Origin of the sequence: Mesorhizobium sp. BH1-1-4, from assembly GCF_020165665.1 — a bacterium.
Taxonomy (GTDB): Bacteria; Pseudomonadota; Alphaproteobacteria; order Rhizobiales; family Rhizobiaceae; genus Mesorhizobium.
In genome coordinates this window covers 201291-217870 of record NZ_JAIUIN010000004.1, presented here as the reverse complement: position 1 = coordinate 217870, position 16580 = coordinate 201291, and the positions used below count along the sequence as shown (strand labels likewise).

At 60.2% G+C, this 16580-nt stretch carries 10 protein-coding genes; all 10 read right to left on the bottom strand.

Features of this window, described 5'->3' with window-relative positions; genetic code table 11:
* Positions 1-39: 39 nt before the first annotated feature.
* On the bottom strand, positions 40-2796 hold the full coding sequence (locus LB569_RS09995) for a UvrD-helicase domain-containing protein (protein WP_263494389.1): 2757 nt from the start codon (positions 2794-2796) through the stop codon (positions 40-42).
* Between the two features lie 86 nt (positions 2797-2882).
* Positions 2883-3818, bottom strand: coding sequence for a PAN domain-containing protein (locus LB569_RS09990; RefSeq protein WP_224692300.1), 936 nt, complete (start codon positions 3816-3818; stop codon positions 2883-2885).
* Positions 3819-3846: 28 nt separating this feature from the next.
* Positions 3847-4887, bottom strand: a complete 1041-nt coding sequence (locus tag LB569_RS09985) for a glycoside hydrolase family 3 N-terminal domain-containing protein (protein ID WP_224692077.1) — start codon at positions 4885-4887, stop codon at positions 3847-3849.
* 147 nt (positions 4888-5034) lie between these two features.
* The gene (locus tag LB569_RS09980; RefSeq protein ID WP_224692076.1) at positions 5035-5976 is read right to left on the bottom strand and encodes a PAN domain-containing protein; all 942 of its coding nucleotides are present in this window, start codon (positions 5974-5976) and stop codon (positions 5035-5037) included.
* Complete coding sequence (locus tag LB569_RS09975) at positions 5973-6713, bottom strand: PAN domain-containing protein (protein ID WP_224692075.1); 741 nt, start codon at positions 6711-6713, stop codon at positions 5973-5975. The genes LB569_RS09980 and LB569_RS09975 overlap by 4 nt, the downstream gene beginning before the upstream one ends.
* A gap of 61 nt (positions 6714-6774) precedes the next feature.
* Positions 6775-7737 carry a hypothetical protein gene (locus LB569_RS09970; protein ID WP_224692074.1) on the bottom strand — a complete coding sequence of 321 codons (963 nt, stop codon included), beginning with the start codon at positions 7735-7737 and terminating at the stop codon, positions 6775-6777.
* Entirely contained in the window at positions 7734-10439 is a 2706-nt protein-coding gene (locus LB569_RS09965) for a virulence factor SrfC family protein (RefSeq protein WP_224692073.1), read from the bottom strand. Before LB569_RS09965 ends, LB569_RS09970 begins: the two co-directional genes overlap by 4 nt.
* Positions 10440-10450: 11 nt before the next feature.
* Positions 10451-13576 carry a virulence factor SrfB gene (locus LB569_RS09960; protein WP_224692072.1) on the bottom strand — a complete coding sequence of 1042 codons (3126 nt, stop codon included), beginning with the start codon at positions 13574-13576 and terminating at the stop codon, positions 10451-10453.
* 34 nt (positions 13577-13610) lie between these two features.
* Positions 13611-14867 carry a hypothetical protein gene (locus LB569_RS09955; protein WP_224692071.1) on the bottom strand — a complete coding sequence of 419 codons (1257 nt, stop codon included), beginning with the start codon at positions 14865-14867 and terminating at the stop codon, positions 13611-13613.
* The gene (locus tag LB569_RS09950; RefSeq protein ID WP_224692070.1) at positions 14864-16543 is read right to left on the bottom strand and encodes a S1C family serine protease; all 1680 of its coding nucleotides are present in this window, start codon (positions 16541-16543) and stop codon (positions 14864-14866) included. Before LB569_RS09950 ends, LB569_RS09955 begins: the two co-directional genes overlap by 4 nt.
* Positions 16544-16580 lie beyond the last annotated feature (37 nt).

Genomic DNA, 16580 nt, shown 5'->3' with positions numbered 1-16580 from the left:
ACTCCAATAAATTTGGAGCGCATGCGATGCACGCGACTATCAACCACCGGCAGCCCCTAGCTCAGTGTGTTTGCACTCGGGGAACTGATCGCATCCACAAAACATCGATCCGTCCTTATTGCGCCGTTCTACCAATTGGCCGACGAGGCAAGCAGGACATTGCCTTAGGGCGACGCCGTCGACCGTCTCGAAGCGGACTTCGTCGCTGGCGATCTCGCAAAGCTCACCGATATAGCGAGATGGCTGACGGCGATTGGTGATCAGATAAACGCCTCGGCTGGCACGTGTCAGCGCCACGTAGAACAGGCGACGCTCTTCCGCGTAGGCGAAGGTCTCGGGGCGAGGAATGACCAGATTGAGCAGTTCATCGTCCTCGATACGGCTTGGTACGCCATAATTGCCCTCGCTCACATCGAGTAGCACCGTGTAGTCAGCCTCAAGGCCTTTGGCCCGGTGAAACGACAGCCCAGATACTTCGATATGGGCAAAGGAAGGTGGTTTTCCTTCGAAGGGATCCAGGACGTTGTAGCGCCACAGCACCAGGACCTTAAGCCTGTCGCGCGTTTCGCTGCGCCACAGCGTGACGATGCCGCCCAGAGCACCGTCGAGCCGTTCGAGCAGGCGCTGACAAGCCACCGCGAAGTCCAGCTTGCCGCGTTCACCATCGATGGGAATGACACGGATCGACCGAGAGATGGCCGGTCGTGTCGAGTGGACGGACTTCTTGATCTGCTCGGGATTCCGCTGAACGAACTTTGCCGCCGTTTCGGCAATGAGCTGGTTGCAGCGATAAGTCTGTTCGAGGCGACCCTGCCAGCTAGTCCCGAAATTCGCTTCGAACTGGGTGAAGATGGTGATGTCCGATCCGGCAAAACGATAGATTGACTGCCAGTCATCTCCAACCGCGAACACCTTGCTGAACGGTTTCTGTTGTTTGAGAGCCTTGATGAGATTGGCGCGCGGCTCGGAAATGTCCTGAAACTCGTCCACCAGGATCAGGGCGTAGGGGCTTTGATATCGGCCGGTCTCGACTAGCCGACCCGCATCCGCGATCATCGAATCGAAGTCGATCCGTCGGGATTCGTCCAGCTTTCGGGAATATTCCTTCGTGATCATCCAAACCACGCGGGCGAATAGTGTTGCACGCTCCTTGTCGCGGAGGGTCTTGGCGCGCTCTAGCAGCATTTCGAGGGTGAGATGGCTGGCCCGTATATGCTTCAGGCAGGTAGATATCAGCTGGTGATAGTGCTTGATCACCACAGGATCGAGCGCCTTGGTGATTTCGGCGTAGCTCTTGCGTTCGAAAGGCATGGAGCGTTGCTCCAGTTCCGATTCGAGCGTGCTAATCAGCGTCTCGTTGCTGGCCTGCGCTGAAGTTGTCTCGAAGAAATCGATCTTGTTACGGCGATATGCCTGCCGTTTTTTCTCGGCGTGCTCGGCATAGTCGGCGAAAGGTGAGGTTCCATCTGCGTTGAGCGCGAAGTGCTCGTGCAAAGTATCGGTCACGGGATAATAGAAATCGGGATGCAGATGGCGGACCGCGCCGTCATCTTCCTCTACCGCGATCTGCCGTTCATATTCGAAGCTGACGGAATGCAGCCAAAGCCAGTTAGCAATCTTTTGCTCCTGCAACGATTTCACGATCACGCCTGGCAGGGAGCCTATCGTGGCCTTGCCCTTCCTGACGCTATCCGAGACATAGCGGCGATAGTCGGCCTCGAGGTCAAAAACCTCGACCGGGATGTCGGCCTTGGGATGCACCACGAGGAGGTCGCTCCACAGTCGGGCGAATTCGGGTTCACTCTCTACAAGGCTCTGGATGATCGCCTCAATGACCCTCGTTTCACCACCGGGATGATCCACCCAGTTGGCAAGCTGGGGCGGCCGACCTTCGACTTCCTCGATGATTCCGCGCCCAAGCGCATGAAACGTTGTGACGCGGCACTCCAACGCGTTTTCGGCGACCTGTAGGTGGCTGGCGATCCTCCTCTTGAGCTCATCGGCTGCGCTCTTGTTGTAGGCCAGAAGCAGGATCTCGTCAGGCCGAAAGAGCTTCTTCTCCAAGACGTAGGCGACCTTGCCGACCATTGTCGCGGATTTGCCGGACCCTGCCGAGGCGACGAGGAGGTTGTTGTCCTCAAGGCGGATGCAGGCCTCACGCTGTTGGTCGGAAAACGAACGTCCGTCGAGGTCGTCGAAGAATGTCTGGAACTTTTGCAGTTCAGACCTGACGAAAGCTTCATTGTAGGCGTGGCGAACAGCCGGATCGGTTATCATGGCGAATGAGGCCGGTAGGGATGCCCTAAGCCCCGCAGGCATCAAGTTTGGGTCGAGAAGCGGGTGAGAGAGGGCGGCTGCCACGGCGCCAGGAACGCTGGAGATCGCTCTGCCGAGATCCGCCTGGGCAACATACTGCCTATTGCCCTCAGTGATCTCCCGAAGTCTGTCTTCGACATCGAGCAAGTGCTTCTTCTCTGTACCAATCAGACCAAAGAGATGAGTGTTGATGAAGGCGTGAAGGTCTGCGGCGAGTTGTGTGGCCGCGTTACCCGATAGTGCCGCCAGCGTGTCTGTTCTGCCGCGAGCACGGATCTCGACCGCATGCCACAAAAGGGCCTTGCTGATCGAAATCGACACGGTGTCAAGGCAACTAAGCTCGACTTCGCGATCTTGAGTCAGCCGGAAACGTCCCGACAGTTTCGGGTCTAGGGCCAGCTTCCATTTTCCCGCCGGAAACCACCGCGCAAAGAAACCTGGGCGGTAGGTGCGCGATCGGTCAGATCGCAATTTGCTCAAAGCCACATTCGATACGCCCCGTTTTTTTGGGTCAGTCAGTCCTGCCGTCAAGGGTCAGACTGAAAACTCTGTGGCTCGCATTTCAATCAGTCTTGACGTATTGCGCCGCTGTCAGTCCCACGACTGCTTGAATATTCGCCTGGCTGTTCGAAAAGGACGCAACGGCGCTGAGATTGGGTGAATCCGAAAGCGATACATTGATCCAGTGCCGAGCAGTCCCGTTCGCACTCGTCGCGAGCGCGGGCGCTCAACACCCTGAACCCGTTCCCTGAAAAAGCCTTGCCGTTAAAATACTCGAAATAGGGAGCCGCGCTCGACTCCGGGGGCATGTCGTCTCCCGAGATAACGCCGCTAGTAGCGCGGGCGTTCATCAAGAGTTGGCCTTGTCGCTCTTTGAGGAAGCACTTTCGGTTCCATGCGTCGTAAGTGAAAGCCCTGCACCAGGTTTCCGCAGCTCGGCACATGGATTCACACTGTTCCACGGTATCAGCTTGACGGGTCTCTGCGGCTCTGCTCTTCAGATCCCTGTTGAGGAACCGCCTGAAAGATGCGGGAGGTGGGGTGACGGCCACCGCCTCCTGTTCCAGTTCGCCAGGCTGCGACGGCGGCTCTGCAGCCGGTAGAGAGGCAGGTGGATTGACTGGCGGACCATAGCCAATGACCAAACTGCGAGTGCCGGCCGTATGTCCTTGGCTTTGCATCGCGCCTGCTACACTCGCGAACAGCCTGCACACGCCGCCATCCGACGAATGGTCAAAGCCCGTGCACCCCGATCGCGCGGAACAAAGCTTGCTGCAGGCCTCAAGCGGCACGCTGACCGTGGCGCTGACGGCCCCGTTCAGGAAGGTCTGCGGGTAGCGGAAGAGCTCCTGGGCCGATTGCGCGTTCGCGGGCCGACTGCCGGCCGGCGGAACAATACCAGCCGCAACTGTGACTACCCACCCTAGGAGTAGTCCAACGGTTCTGCCGCTAAATTGCCGACGCCGAATGCGATCAACGAACGTTCGCGGGTACGCCAGCATGTTTCCTCCTTGCTTGGTCAGCCTCGCGCTACCGTTTTTGTACAATGGTCGTTTCCTCGGAAACGGCTGGTGTCAGCTTCCTTTTTAGGCGCATGACGTTTTCATAGGATTTCTCTATCCGCTCGAGCATTTCAGGATCCTTACGCGCTTCTTCAGCCAAAAGGGCGGCGACCTTCTCCGGGACCAAGGGATCTGGTTGTTTGTCGTTGGCGAATATTAGGATGTCGTTCCCTGCCAGAACGGCTCGGCGCACTGATTCCTCGAAGGTGACGTTGTCGGTGATGGCCTGCATCTGCATGTCGTCGCTGATGACCACGCCCTTAAAATGCATTTTGTCTCGCAGCAGCCCGGTCAACGTCGCGCGGGAAAGCGAGGAGGGGATTTCGTTCGAAAAGGACAGCTTGTCATTTATCACATGCGCCGACATGACCATGTCGGCATCTCCCGCTGCGATCAGGTTCTCGTAGGGGAGAAGTTCCTTGGCGCTCCAAGTTTTGGAAACGTCGGCCATGCCCTTATGGCTGTCCTTGGTGCTCGAACCGTGTCCCGGGAAGTGTTTCAAGGCCGTTAGCACTCCCTTCGCCCGATGCGCTTCCACGAAGACCTTCGCGTAGGCCTCGACCGTGTTCGGATCGGCCGAAAAGCTCCTGCCAAGCTTGCCAACGATGGGATTTCCCGGGTTGACGTTCACATCGACGACCGGAGCCAGATTGAGGTTGAACCCCAAATCCGAGAGAGCGGAAGCCATGTTCTGGTAAACCACGCCGGCCTCGTCTGGACTCATGGACTTAGCCACAGTCGCCTCGCTCGGCGTCTCCTTGAACCCGATGGCACCCGTGAGCCTTTGGATCCGGCCGCCCTCCTGGTCGACAGCGATGAGCAGCGGGGTCGCCGCGAAGCGCTGCAGGCCCTCGTTTAATTGCCGCACTTGCTTCAGGCTGTTGATGTTGCGCCCCAGATAGATCACGCCAGTGATCTTTCCTTCCTCTGCTTGCCTGACGACCCTCGCGTAGCCCTCGGCATCCGGCTCGCTACCAACGAAGCCAACCAGCACCATCTGCCCGATCATCTGACGCAGCCTAGCGTCCTCGATTATGCGATGTAGGTTAGGGTTTGGGGGACCGGCGCCAGGTATTGGGTCAGCCTTCAGCGGCGAGCAAAGGCCAAAGAGGGCGCACGCCATAGCGATGAAAAATGCGATCTGCGGCGGCATTTTTCAGTCCCTCGGGGCGACGGGATGTACAAAGTCGGGGGTGACCGTCCGGCTGTTTTTTCGCGCCGACGTCATGCCTTTTCTTCGCACCGGATACAGGTTGGTTCCCTGGACCAGAAAACATCGGTTGGGTTTCGCGGCGACCCAAGTGAACCCGCCGCATCCACTATCCGATTCACATTTCTGCAAGCAGTCCTGGTACGAGACCGCAGGCGACTCCATGCCATTTCCAATGAGGCCACTCGTGGTGAATAGCTCCCAATCGGCAGTTAAGGTCGGAGGAGGGGCTGATGGCTTGGCCTTGAAATAGAGGCCGGACTGTCCCAAAGGGTAGGACTGAACGAAATCGAAGCCCGATTTCAGAAAGCATCGGTTCACCTCCTGATTGTAAGTGAAGGCGCGGCAGGAGGATCGACTGTCACACAGAGCCGAGCAGCTTTCAGCATTAGGCGCATCTATGCCTTTCCACACGAGATCGCCGCCCCACAGGTCAACGCCGCTGAATGAGGCGTAGTACCAGGACTCGGCATTGGCGGGGTCACGGTAACCTGGAATCCGCTGGCGCGTGCCGCTGGTTGAGAGCGGGTCAGATTGTGCTGAGGCGACCGCTGGAAACAAGCGGCAGAGGTTGGTTGCGGATGAGTGATCGAAGCCGGCGCAGCCCGAACGCTCTAGGCAGATTTTTCGGCAGTCGTCCAATGGCCGCCGAAACTCGGCGCTGGGGCTTCCGCTCAGTGCAGTCGCTGGATAGTCGAGAAATTCTCCACCTGACGCCTGCGCTGAGGCCTGCGGAGCAATTCCAGGCACCACAAGCAAAAATGCCAGCAGCAGCGCGGACCACGCTATTCCCGCCGAGGCCAAGCGCAACCAACGACCCCTCTGCCGCATTCTTGCTGTCCCCGTTTCCCAACGCATGAAACCGATATGAAGGCGCGGCTGGGTCAAGGACTGATCGATCCTTCGCAGTATGTAGTGCGAAGGAAATTCTCGTACGCGTTGGCGTGATTGGAACCCGTGTCGCTGGCGTCGAGGCACAGCGAGCTCAGCAGGGTATTGGCTTGCGCATTGCCCTCCAGCGCGAGTTCGAAATACGAACGCGCCGCCTTGTTGGAGTCGATCGCGTCGACGCGGTCCGGCGCGAAGGTCCTTGGATCGTACCATCTCGCCATTTCAAGTTTCGCGTCCTGGTTGCCCCTCTGCATCGCGAGATTGATCGCCTGCAGCCCGACGCTTCGGTCTCCGCGCTTGAAAGCCTCCGTACTCAGGGCGAAGAGTTCATGGCCGTCAGTGTCGGTCTCCTTGAGCTTCGCCAGCCTCGCTGCAAGCGGAGGATTGGTCGGATCGGTGTAGTTCGAAAGCAGACTGCGCGTCGCGGCGGTCGAGCCCACGCTGACGCGTCCGGCTCCCACGCTGGCGAAAAGGCGGCACTCATCCTTTTGAGAATGGTCGAATCCCTGACATCCGGAACGCGCCTCGCACAGTTTTCGGCATTCTTCCATCGGCTTGGAAAATTGTGCGCTGACTATCCCGTTAAGTACCGTGTCCGGGTAGTTGAAAAGCTCGTTCGCGGCGGAATTTTCCTGCGCTCCCGCCATGGGCGTGACCAGCAATATTGCCGCCGCCACGGCCGCCAGGAGTCCTGCGAAGGGCAGGAGATATCTGTTCAAGCTGCGCTTCAACATGCCATTGTCCCTCTGACCGTTCCACAGGCGGCGCATGGCCGGGCCATTTGATTCTCAACCATTATTCCAGCGTCCCTTCGCAGTAAGTGTCCGTCAGGAAGCCGCTGAACCCGGGGTCCTGAGGAGAACTCGCACTCTTCGCGCAGAGGGAGCGGAGCAGTTCCTTTGCCGTTGCCTGACCTTCCACCGACAGCTCGAAATAGGCCCGAGCCGCCCTGTTCGCGTCCGGACGATCTGCTTTGGCGGGATCGAAGGAGCTTGGATCATACCAGCGCGCGATCTCAAGTTTTGCGTCCTTGTTGCCCCGCTCCATTGCAAGATTGATCGCTTGCAAGCCGATTCCGCCGTCGCCAGCGCGGTAAGCCTCGTCGCTTAGGGCGAATAGTCCAGCGCCGTTGGTATCCGTCAGCTTCAGCTTCTCGAAACGCGCGAGCAAAGTCTCGGGCTTGATGAACCAACCCCTGCTGTCGGCGATGTAGTATCCTGCGCCCGCCATAAGCAGCGCCAACGGGATGAGAAGGTATAGGTAGCGCCTCCTCTTCACTGGAGGTTGGTCGGGCTGACGGTTCTGCTCCTGTGTATCCACAATCCGAGGTAGCTCAATGGCCTGTTCGAGAGCCTCTGTGAGTTCGCGTTCGATGACCTGAGGATTGGGTGTCTTGAAAGGGGTCAGCTCCTGTGACCAAGCTCCCGGGCTAGGCGGGATCGGCGGCCAGAAGGCGCTCCCCTCAATGTCATGGCCTTCGACCTCGATCCTCACTTGTAGGTCAACCGGGATTTGGTCGCAGACCTCTGGCCCGACTACCACCGTGGCTGAATCCGCTCTACGGCTGACGACCGCTGCATCTACAGTCGCCGGACGCGCCTGCCATCCGGCGTCGCCGAGGTAGGGAGCATCCTTGGACTTGCGCATGATCGACAGACGCAGCATCGGAGCACTGCCCAATTCCTGCGGGAATGTGATCAGGGCGTGCCCGAACAGGCGCGACTCGTCCTCACCGACTTTGAGCGCCACCTTTTTCATCGAGCAGTCCCAACGGGCGCACCAACCAGCGGCACCGACTGATCGAGCGTGTCAAGGATGGCTTTCAGGCGCTCGTTCTCCTCGACGTTGATGGTGATGCCTTCCCCTGAAAGGACATTGTCGGTAACCACCTGGTGAAAGGCGTACATCCATTCCGAGAGCGCGAGGTAGGAGAAATTCCGGCGCTCCACGCCTAGCCCGTCGCAGTCGGAGACGCTCGGGCGACGAGAAAACACTCTGACTTCTCCGTTCTCGGTGCCGTCTGGAGCGAGTGGCCGCTTGTTTTCGGGCATCGCGTCGAAGCCGAGTGTGCTGACGAAACGGTTGATGTGGCTCGTCGCTAGAAAACCAGCCTTCTCGAGAAGGATGTCTGATCTTTCGACTGAACTTCCCGAGAGCTTGGCGAGATCCCCGGCTATGCGTTCTTCGAGCCCCACCCGCCGCGCCGCGGCGGTAAGCTCGGCGACCAGCTCGCTCGCCGACTCCTGCCCGAAGCCAATGACCTGCAGCGCGTTGTCATTTCTTGCGAGGGCGAAAAGGCTGTCAGTCCAATGCCGGATGGCTGAGCGGGCGAGATAGGCTTCGCGCGGCAGGGCTTTCTGCGAAACTGATTCTCCGGCGGCACCTGCTGCCGCAACCGTCTTCTTCTTGGCGCCGGGCAAAGGAGGAGCACCGGGACGCGGAGGCGGCTGGCGCTTCTTCGTCCCGACATCGGTCCGTCCTTCGGCCCCATCGTCAGGATGGCTCTGGCGCTTGAGACGGTTCCCATACTCGATATGAAGATGCTCGGAGATCCCGTTCTGGGATATTTGCAACATCTTCATGGCCGTCCCGAACTGGTCTCGCTCCCAGACATCGGTGAGGTTGGCGAGAATCTGGTCGGAGACTTCCCGGCGCTCGGCGATGCGCTTGTTGATGTCACTTTCTATGAAATACGGGGCGAGCACGCGGCGGATATCGTGGGCAATGTTCCCGACGCGCCCTCGTATCTGTCCATACTTGATGTCGGGACGGCAGATGGCAGCAAGGTTCTCCGCCAGATAGCTTACGCCGCCATCGTTCAGCCTGAGGGCCTCGTCAAAGGCCTTGGCCGGCTCCCGGAAATGCTGCTGGACTTCACTGACCTCAAGATAGGCCTCCCGCAGGGCGGCGACCTTGGCAACCTTGTCGGGCAAAATCCCGATCTCGGCGCTGCCCTTGTACTTGATTAGGGACTCTGCCTTGAAATTTGGGTTGCGCAGCCAGTACGAGTTGTTGAAAGGCTTATCCGGCATCCATTCAAACGGCCACTTGTGAGCCTTTCCGAAAAAGCGCGTCAGTGAGGCCCCCAGGCGGGCGCTGAAGCGATCCGACAGGCTCTGTCCCTCCTCGCCGGCCTTTTCACTGAAGTGCATGTCGAACATCGTCAGCACCAGAAACAGCGCGGTCTCGGTCCTTGTGCGGTCGAGCGGGCTTTCCCCGTGCGAAGCCCTGATCCAGTCGTCGATCATGTCAGGAAGAGTCGCAACATCTTGGTTCGAGGGCTTGATGCAGAGGAGCATGCTCGAGAGCTCCTGCTCCGCCACGTAGCGGTCGAAGAGGTAGGCGACCTTGCCGCGGACGAAGAGTTCCTTGAGCGCGTCGGGGTTGCCCTCGATGAAGGCCTGTAGGTCCACCTTCTGTCTGCTGCGAGCGCCCGGGAAGTCCAGGAGGTCGGTATGCTCGAAGAAAGGCCATGGTTGTTCAGATATCGCAATCCGCAGCTCAGCCACCAATGCAGCGATCACGGGTCGTGGCAGCGAAACCGCCGATCCTTTCATCGGCCTGATCTGCAGCTTGTCTTGGCCGGACTTCCCCAGCCCCCGCAGCGTCTCGACGTCGATGATGCTGCTTTCCCGCGGGACAAGCGCTTCGACCGGGCAGTATGCATCTTTGGCGAACTGAAGGCTCTCAAGAGCGGTGACAAGTTCAACGTAGAGGTCGGTAAATTCCTGCAGCCCGCCCCATAGCACGGAAAAAAGGTCGCCGCGGTCGGCAATGGAAAGTCGGGAGGCAAGGAAGGACGCTTCCTCCCAGTAGGCCCCCAGCGTCTCGATGTTCGACAACCCTGCGAACTGCTTCTCGAAATATTCCTGAAGGTCCCACACGTCCTCCTCGGCAAGGCCATCCGAAGCTGCCTGCGCCATCACCCGGCTCTTCGCTCTTTCGAGGGTGGACAGGACTGAGTCGGAAGTCAGGGGCGCGCGTTTCTTCGCGTCTCCGTCGAGGAAGAAGCTGTTGCCCAGCACCTTGGCAACGTCGGTCTCGCTCAGCATCCTCAGCACAACGGGCGCGCCGGGCGGACTTGGTTCTTCTCGAACCGAAAAGCGGGTGACAAGCCCGGTTGACTCGCGATCGCCACCGGGGTTGATCTCCCGGATGAAGTCGACCTCCCGCCCGAGATCGCCAAAGCGGGCCATCAAGGGCGCGCTTCCATTGCGCGCCAAGACCGACACCAGATAGGACTTGCCAGCCTGGCTGGGGCCAAACACCCCCACGCACATGGGGCGGTCGATAGCCAACATTGCCTTTCGTGTGGCGACGATGGACTTCCTGAGCTGCTGCTCTGCGCCCGAGCGCGTGCTGCCGACGCGCTCCGCGTTTGCGGCGGTTCCTATCCAGGCGAGGCCCTCCTGCGCCGATTTCAGCGCCGTGTCGCAGGTCTTCTTCAAGTCTTTACGCATGCCTTCAGCTTTCACTGGATGGAGATAATTCCGGTATCGAGCCAGTAGCCGTCACCCGCCTCGACGGCGAGCGTGTCAAGCTTCAGCTCCATGATACGTTTGACCGGAGAGCCGTCGGCGTCCTCAGCGTCCTGGATCACGAATTCCTCGCGGGTCGCCTCGCTCGTAAGGAGCGCTATCTCGTTCGCCTCATCATCTTCCGGCGCCTGCACATTTCGCGCGATTGTGACGCGGACTGGCTTTCGTACGCTGCGCGCAGACCGCGTCTGCGCAGTCGTCAGCTTGTAGAGCGGCGTCGCCACCCAACGCTCCAGTGGAAGCTGCCTGAAGCCGATGCGAAGCGGGCTGTGGTAATCGAACTCCGCTTCGGCTTCCGCCGTTGCGGCATCGAGGTCGATGTCTGAGAAAAGCAAGGTCTCGTCCGGCAGCGACGAGCTGCCTTGAAGCCGCCCGATGTACCGTGCCGTCGACTTCATGCGGAGGTACTGGGAGTAGAGGGTAAAGTTGGTAATCTGTCGTTCTGAGAGAGCGCAGAGCATGGCGCCTACGACCGCGGTCGTCTTTGGGTCGTCGATGTGCGTGTTGCTGACGCCTCGGAACGGATACCACGTACCGACGCGATAGTCCTTGATCGGGATGACGCGATCGGGCAGGACCGACATCTTATTCATGAACAGGCTTATCATCTGCGGCAGGCGCATCGGCCGCCCGGTCAGAAGCACGACGTCAGCGTCCAGATGATTGATCGCTTCGGCGATGTTGTCGAACACGCCATCGAAGATCGACAGGACGCATTCTTCGACTGCGAGCGGATCGACCGCAATGTCACAGTCGGCGATCGTGAACTCGCCCGCTCCGAGCGCGCCTATGCTGTCCTTGAGGTAGCCAAGGATGCGCGCGTCCACTGGGATGTCGCCTCCGGCCGTCGTTCGGCCGCCGGTCTCGAAGAAACTGCCAGCCTTGCGAATTTCGGTCTTGCGGCTCGTCGCCGGCATGGCTTCGCATTCGGAGAGGACGGCAATGGCGATGGGCTGCAGGACCTGCAGCACGAATTGGCGGCGCAGGTGTTTTTCCTGCTCGGACATGTTCGGATTGTCGCCAGCGAAGCGGTCCTTGAGATAGTTTCGCGCGCTGGGAAGGCCCGCTTGGGCGAGCCCTTCCTCAAGGCGCGGTATTACGAGCCGTTCGATGACCACCTTGAGGAGATCGTCGCCCGCGATGCGAAACCCCTCCCGAAAATTCTGGTCGGGGAAAAGGGCGACGTTGTCGGTCTGGAAGTAGGTCGTGACCATGAGGTCGGTGGTGCCGCCGCCTACGTCGACGCTGGCGACGCGCAGGGAACGTTCGAGCTTCTCCTTGGACTTGGGACGCGGAAGCGTCTTCGGCCTCTCCCGGTCCTTGCCGAGCATGTCGAACAGCGTCCTGATCGACCCGCCCAGCTTGTGCACGGCCTCCCCGTACAGATAAACAAGATGTACCGAACTCGCTTCGTCCCAGGAGCAGTGGATTTCCGGACGCTGGCTGTTTATGCCGCTGTCACTGTCGCCCCATCCCGACAGAGACCACAGAAGCTTCACTGCGGCTTCCGCGCGCGACCGTAGAATGCGCTGCTCTTGAATCGGGGTGGCTGACGGTATCGTCAGGATGATCCTCCGCAGGCGACGTGGAGAATCCTTGAGCCTCCTCTCCCGTCGGGTGCCAGGATTGTTCATCATGGACATTGCCTGCGCGATGATTTCGACGAGCATGAAGGTGAAGAAGGACGATCTCGAGAAGCAGAAGCGGCTCGCTGTCTGCAGCTCGCTCTCTTTGACTTTCAGTTTGAACTGGCGCCTGTCGCTCTCCAGCTGTTCGAGGACGTCTCCGCGGTCGTTTATGAAGCGATACATGGAGCGCTCGATCAGCGGCTCCGTTCCCGCATGGCCCGGGGAGGCGGAGCGGAACTTCCACTCCTGAAGGACCGGATCGGAACTCCACAGATACCGCTTGGGCGAAGAAAGCCCCGTCGCCGCCTCGGTGCCTTCCGACTCTCCGCGAAGGCGCGAGGCTTCGGGCCCAATACGAAGCAGACTTGGCCAGAAGAACGCCCGAGGGCGGCCAGAACGCCTGGCGATGTCTTCCGCGCCGAATTCCCCGGCCACCAGCTCGCACTGGCTTTCGAACGGATCGCGATAGACGAGTTCGGGCTTGGAGAGATCGCGTAGCTCCAGGACTACGGAGTTGTTGAGATCGACATTCACGTCGTCGGGGAACGATTGGATCAGAAGCCCGCACGACCGCGAGTTCCCGATGTCGAGCACCAGGTCGACGTCGACCGGATGGACGTTCCTGTTGTCGCTGACCGTGTCGATGAGGGTGACGCGAACGGGCTTGATCACGCTGGCGAGAAACTGGACGAAGGTTATGTACCGGGCGAGATGTTCGAACTGGAAAGGAAAGTCATCGGGCCTCAGCTCCTTGCCCTTTCTCTGAAGCTTCTTGAAGGAGTGAAGAATGTCCCTCAGCCAGTCATCCAGCCACTTCTGCGCGTCCACGGGCCCTTGTCCCGCAACGTCGACCTTGTGCGAAAGAAACGAGATGATGTCGGGGAGTTGGCTGACGAAACGGAACGATTCGGTCCGCATCGCATCTTCCGGACAAGGCGCGAGATAGGGACGGTTGGGCTTGCGGGGCGCGAGCGAGCTGTCGAAGGCGAAGATTGCCCTATGTGTTCCCTTCCGGTCGCCATGGGCGTTGCGGGTCTCTGTAACCCTGACCCGGACCCAGTCAGTCGGGCCTTGGGCGTATATTTCGTTGCCCAGTGGATCTTTTCCCGGCTCGATCTTGAAGAACGGCACAGGAACCCAACGATCCAGGAAGGTCTCGAGCGCCCTCGATTTGGCGATGTCGTACACCACGTCGTCGCCTTTTGGGGTGTAGGGGGGTTGGTCGGCGTCGGGATCGTCATCGTTCCAGTTCGGAAGCAGGCGGATCAGTGTCTTTCCATCCGAACCCGTTTCGCCCGGCGACAACCGCTCGATGAACGACCTCGACAGACGCGGCGAGGCGTCGAAGTCGAACCCGAACTCGACGAACTGGATGCCGCTGTCAGGCACCAGCGTAAATCCGTCGCTGAAATCGGCGAGGTTGGTCAGCATTCAGTCGTCCTGTCAGGCTGGCGTCGGCGTGCTGTCATGGAACATCGAACTCCGTGACTTTCATCTGCGACGCATCGTGGGATTCTTGGGTCAGGCTGCCTGGGTAGCTTTGCGTGGCCCCACCATTGTTGAGAATGACGTTGAAGTCGGTACGCTGGGCCGGATCTGCGCGCTTGTCGAATAACCTCACATAGACCTCGTAATGCCCGGGCGGAGGCTTATTCGCCCACGTTATGTGTTCGACCGGCTTGTTGTTCTCTCCATTGAGATTCATATCGATGTCGTGCACGCCGCCGCATTTCGGCTGACCGTCCAGGAGCACCATTGCGCCGTCTGGGCACTTCACGAAAAGGTCAAGGTCAGTCCGGTTGTTCCAGATGAGCGTCACCTGTGTCTGACCTTCTGCGCCGCCTGCGCTTTCGACGCGCTTGTCTGCCTCCTGCGCAGGATCAGGCGTCCCTGATTGTGTAATGGGCGGCTGACATGAATTCAGATGCCGCCTCAGCTGTTCCTCGATCACCGCTTCTTCCGACATGAGTTCCCGCGTTCGCAAGCTGGCTTTATCGACGGATGGCTGCGGCGCTGAAAGAGCACAGTAAGCGCCTCCGCCCTTTCCGAAGGCGGTGACGCCGAAAGGAAGGATGAGGCCGCAGGCAGGAAGCAGCAACCATGCGGTTGCCCCCGCTAGCGCTATTGGAATAAGCCAAAGAAGCCTTCGAGCTACCGACCGCCACCAGGAAGGCTCGGCAGCCCGCATCGGCCGCTCAGTGGCTTTGTCCGAAACAGACGCCGTCGGCGGGCGGTCGCGGGCAACTTCAGCGATCTGTCCCCTGCCACTGGTCTCGGCGTCATGCTTTTCGTAGCCCCATGCCGTAAGGACTAGCACTCCGCCGCTCCCATCGGAGCCTCCGGAGACCCATACGTTCTCGTCGTCGGGGAATGTCGCCGCATTGCGCAAAGCGGCGGCCGTCGAGCGTGCTGCTGGGTCGGTCCGGGCTTCGTGCGCGGCGGCCGCGCGAAGAACCGCACGGACGGACTGGTCCAGGCGCGCCTTGTAGACGGCCGCCGTTTCGGGCGGGAGATCCGTGAGGCGAACAAGAGACTCGTCACGCTCGGTATACCAGTCGATCCCCGAGCCGTCTTTGCGCGGCACTGGTTCGGCCAGTTCGAGCCCTATGCCGCCGGGAAATTCCCGTCCCAGCACTGCCTGAAGCCGATGGACCGATCGCTCCGCGGTAGACCCGAGGGAACGCATCAGGCTGAGCGTTGTGGTGGCGACGAACTGGCTCATTGGACAGGGCTTTCCGTTGGCCCTGCCGACGCGGCGATCCCCGTAGCCGCGTTGCACGGCTGATCGGCGGTGGCCACCGTCACGCCGTTGGCTGCCAGGAATCGGATGGCGTCGCTCGCACCAAGGGAGAAGTTCAGCTTCTGAACGTTCTCGCCGTCGAGGACAATGAAGGTGTTCACTCCGACAGCGCGGCCGCAGGCATCAGAAAGGGGACCTCCGCTATTGCCGGGAGAAATGTTCGCCGAATGGGTTATGACCTTCGCCGCCCCGCCTTGAGGCATGGCCATCACGTTGCCCTGCGTGACGACCATCTCGAGATGGCCGATCCCTGTGATATCGCCATTGAGGATCGCTCGATAGGTGCTGTCCATGGACATGACGAAGGATGGAAAGCCTCCTGCAATTACGCCGTCAAGCCTCCCTATTTCCGTAGAAAGCGGCAGAGGGGTTACCGTGGCAGGTGCCTCGTCGACCCGCAGGAGAGCAAAGTCCGGCTTTCCGGTCTCACTATCCCCCGATCTCGCGACAACGCGGGCAGGAACCGCGCGCCCAAGCGCCTTGCTGGCGACGAATACCGTCTCCCCGGCGCCCTCGACCACGTGATTGTTGGTCAGTATTTCCCTTTGGCTCACGAAGAACCCGCTCCCGGTGCTGAGCGAGTCAGCCGAAGGGGCCAGCACGAGGACCGTGGCGGAGTCCAGCGTGGCGAGAAGCGAATGTGTCGACGCGGGTGCAGGCGCCTGTCCACCGGCGGCCCCTGAAGCGCCGCCTTCCGTAGAATGTCGGGCGTCGTGGAGTGCAGGACCGAGAACAGAGGAATCCGCGTCGCATGCAGGTTGTGCAAGCTCGGCTTTCATCTTGCCGATCCGCTCTTCAAGGCTCCTGTTAACCTCCTCGTTGTTCACGAGGGGAGCTGTCGGTGGAGCAGGTAGCGCCTCAGGATAAACGAGGTGGCCTGGCCAAGCCGCGTAAATCAGACCGGCTGCGAACACGAGCGAAAGCGTGGCGACTGGCCAAAACCAAGCCTGCCTGTACCTTGCGGAAGCCGCTGACTGAGCCTCTTGCGTGGGTGCTGCTGCCGCCTCTGGCGCAATCGCGCGCCGCGGGGGAGAGAGTCCGGCCGTGGCGGAACCACCGGCTACAACCCACGTCTGGCCCGGAACCCGTGGCGATATGCCGCTTGGCAGGTAGGGACCTATTGCCTTCTCGCTGTGCCGCACAAACGCCCCGCGAGAGGAGCGGGCTTCCTCGGGCAGGATCCCCCAATTGGTCAGGACAGCATTCTCGCCGACGGCGACAATGGAATTTTCGTCCGCCACGTTGAGCATCGCGCCTACGCTCTCGCCGATTTCGCGATCCGCTAACGCCGGACGAAGCGCCTCTATCCGCGCGGCCAAGATCGATTCGATCCTGGCCCGCTTTGCGCGGTCGAGCTCCCCCAGCCGCTTCGGCTCATCGTCGAAGCTGCTGAACCAAGCCACCACCAGGCGGCCGCCCTCCTGCTCCTTGGCGTTCGGTTCGGCGAACAGGCGCGACGTATTGTCCCCGCACAGCTCATCTATGCGGGCGAATGTCGTTTCGCAGTCGCGCCACAGCGGTTTCCCGGCAATTGCCAAGACGTCGTCGGCACGCGCCGATGTTGAACGAACGAAGTGGACATTGCCCCCTCGAGCCATTAGGCACCTTCCCCAAGCCGCAAGAAATCGTTAACCA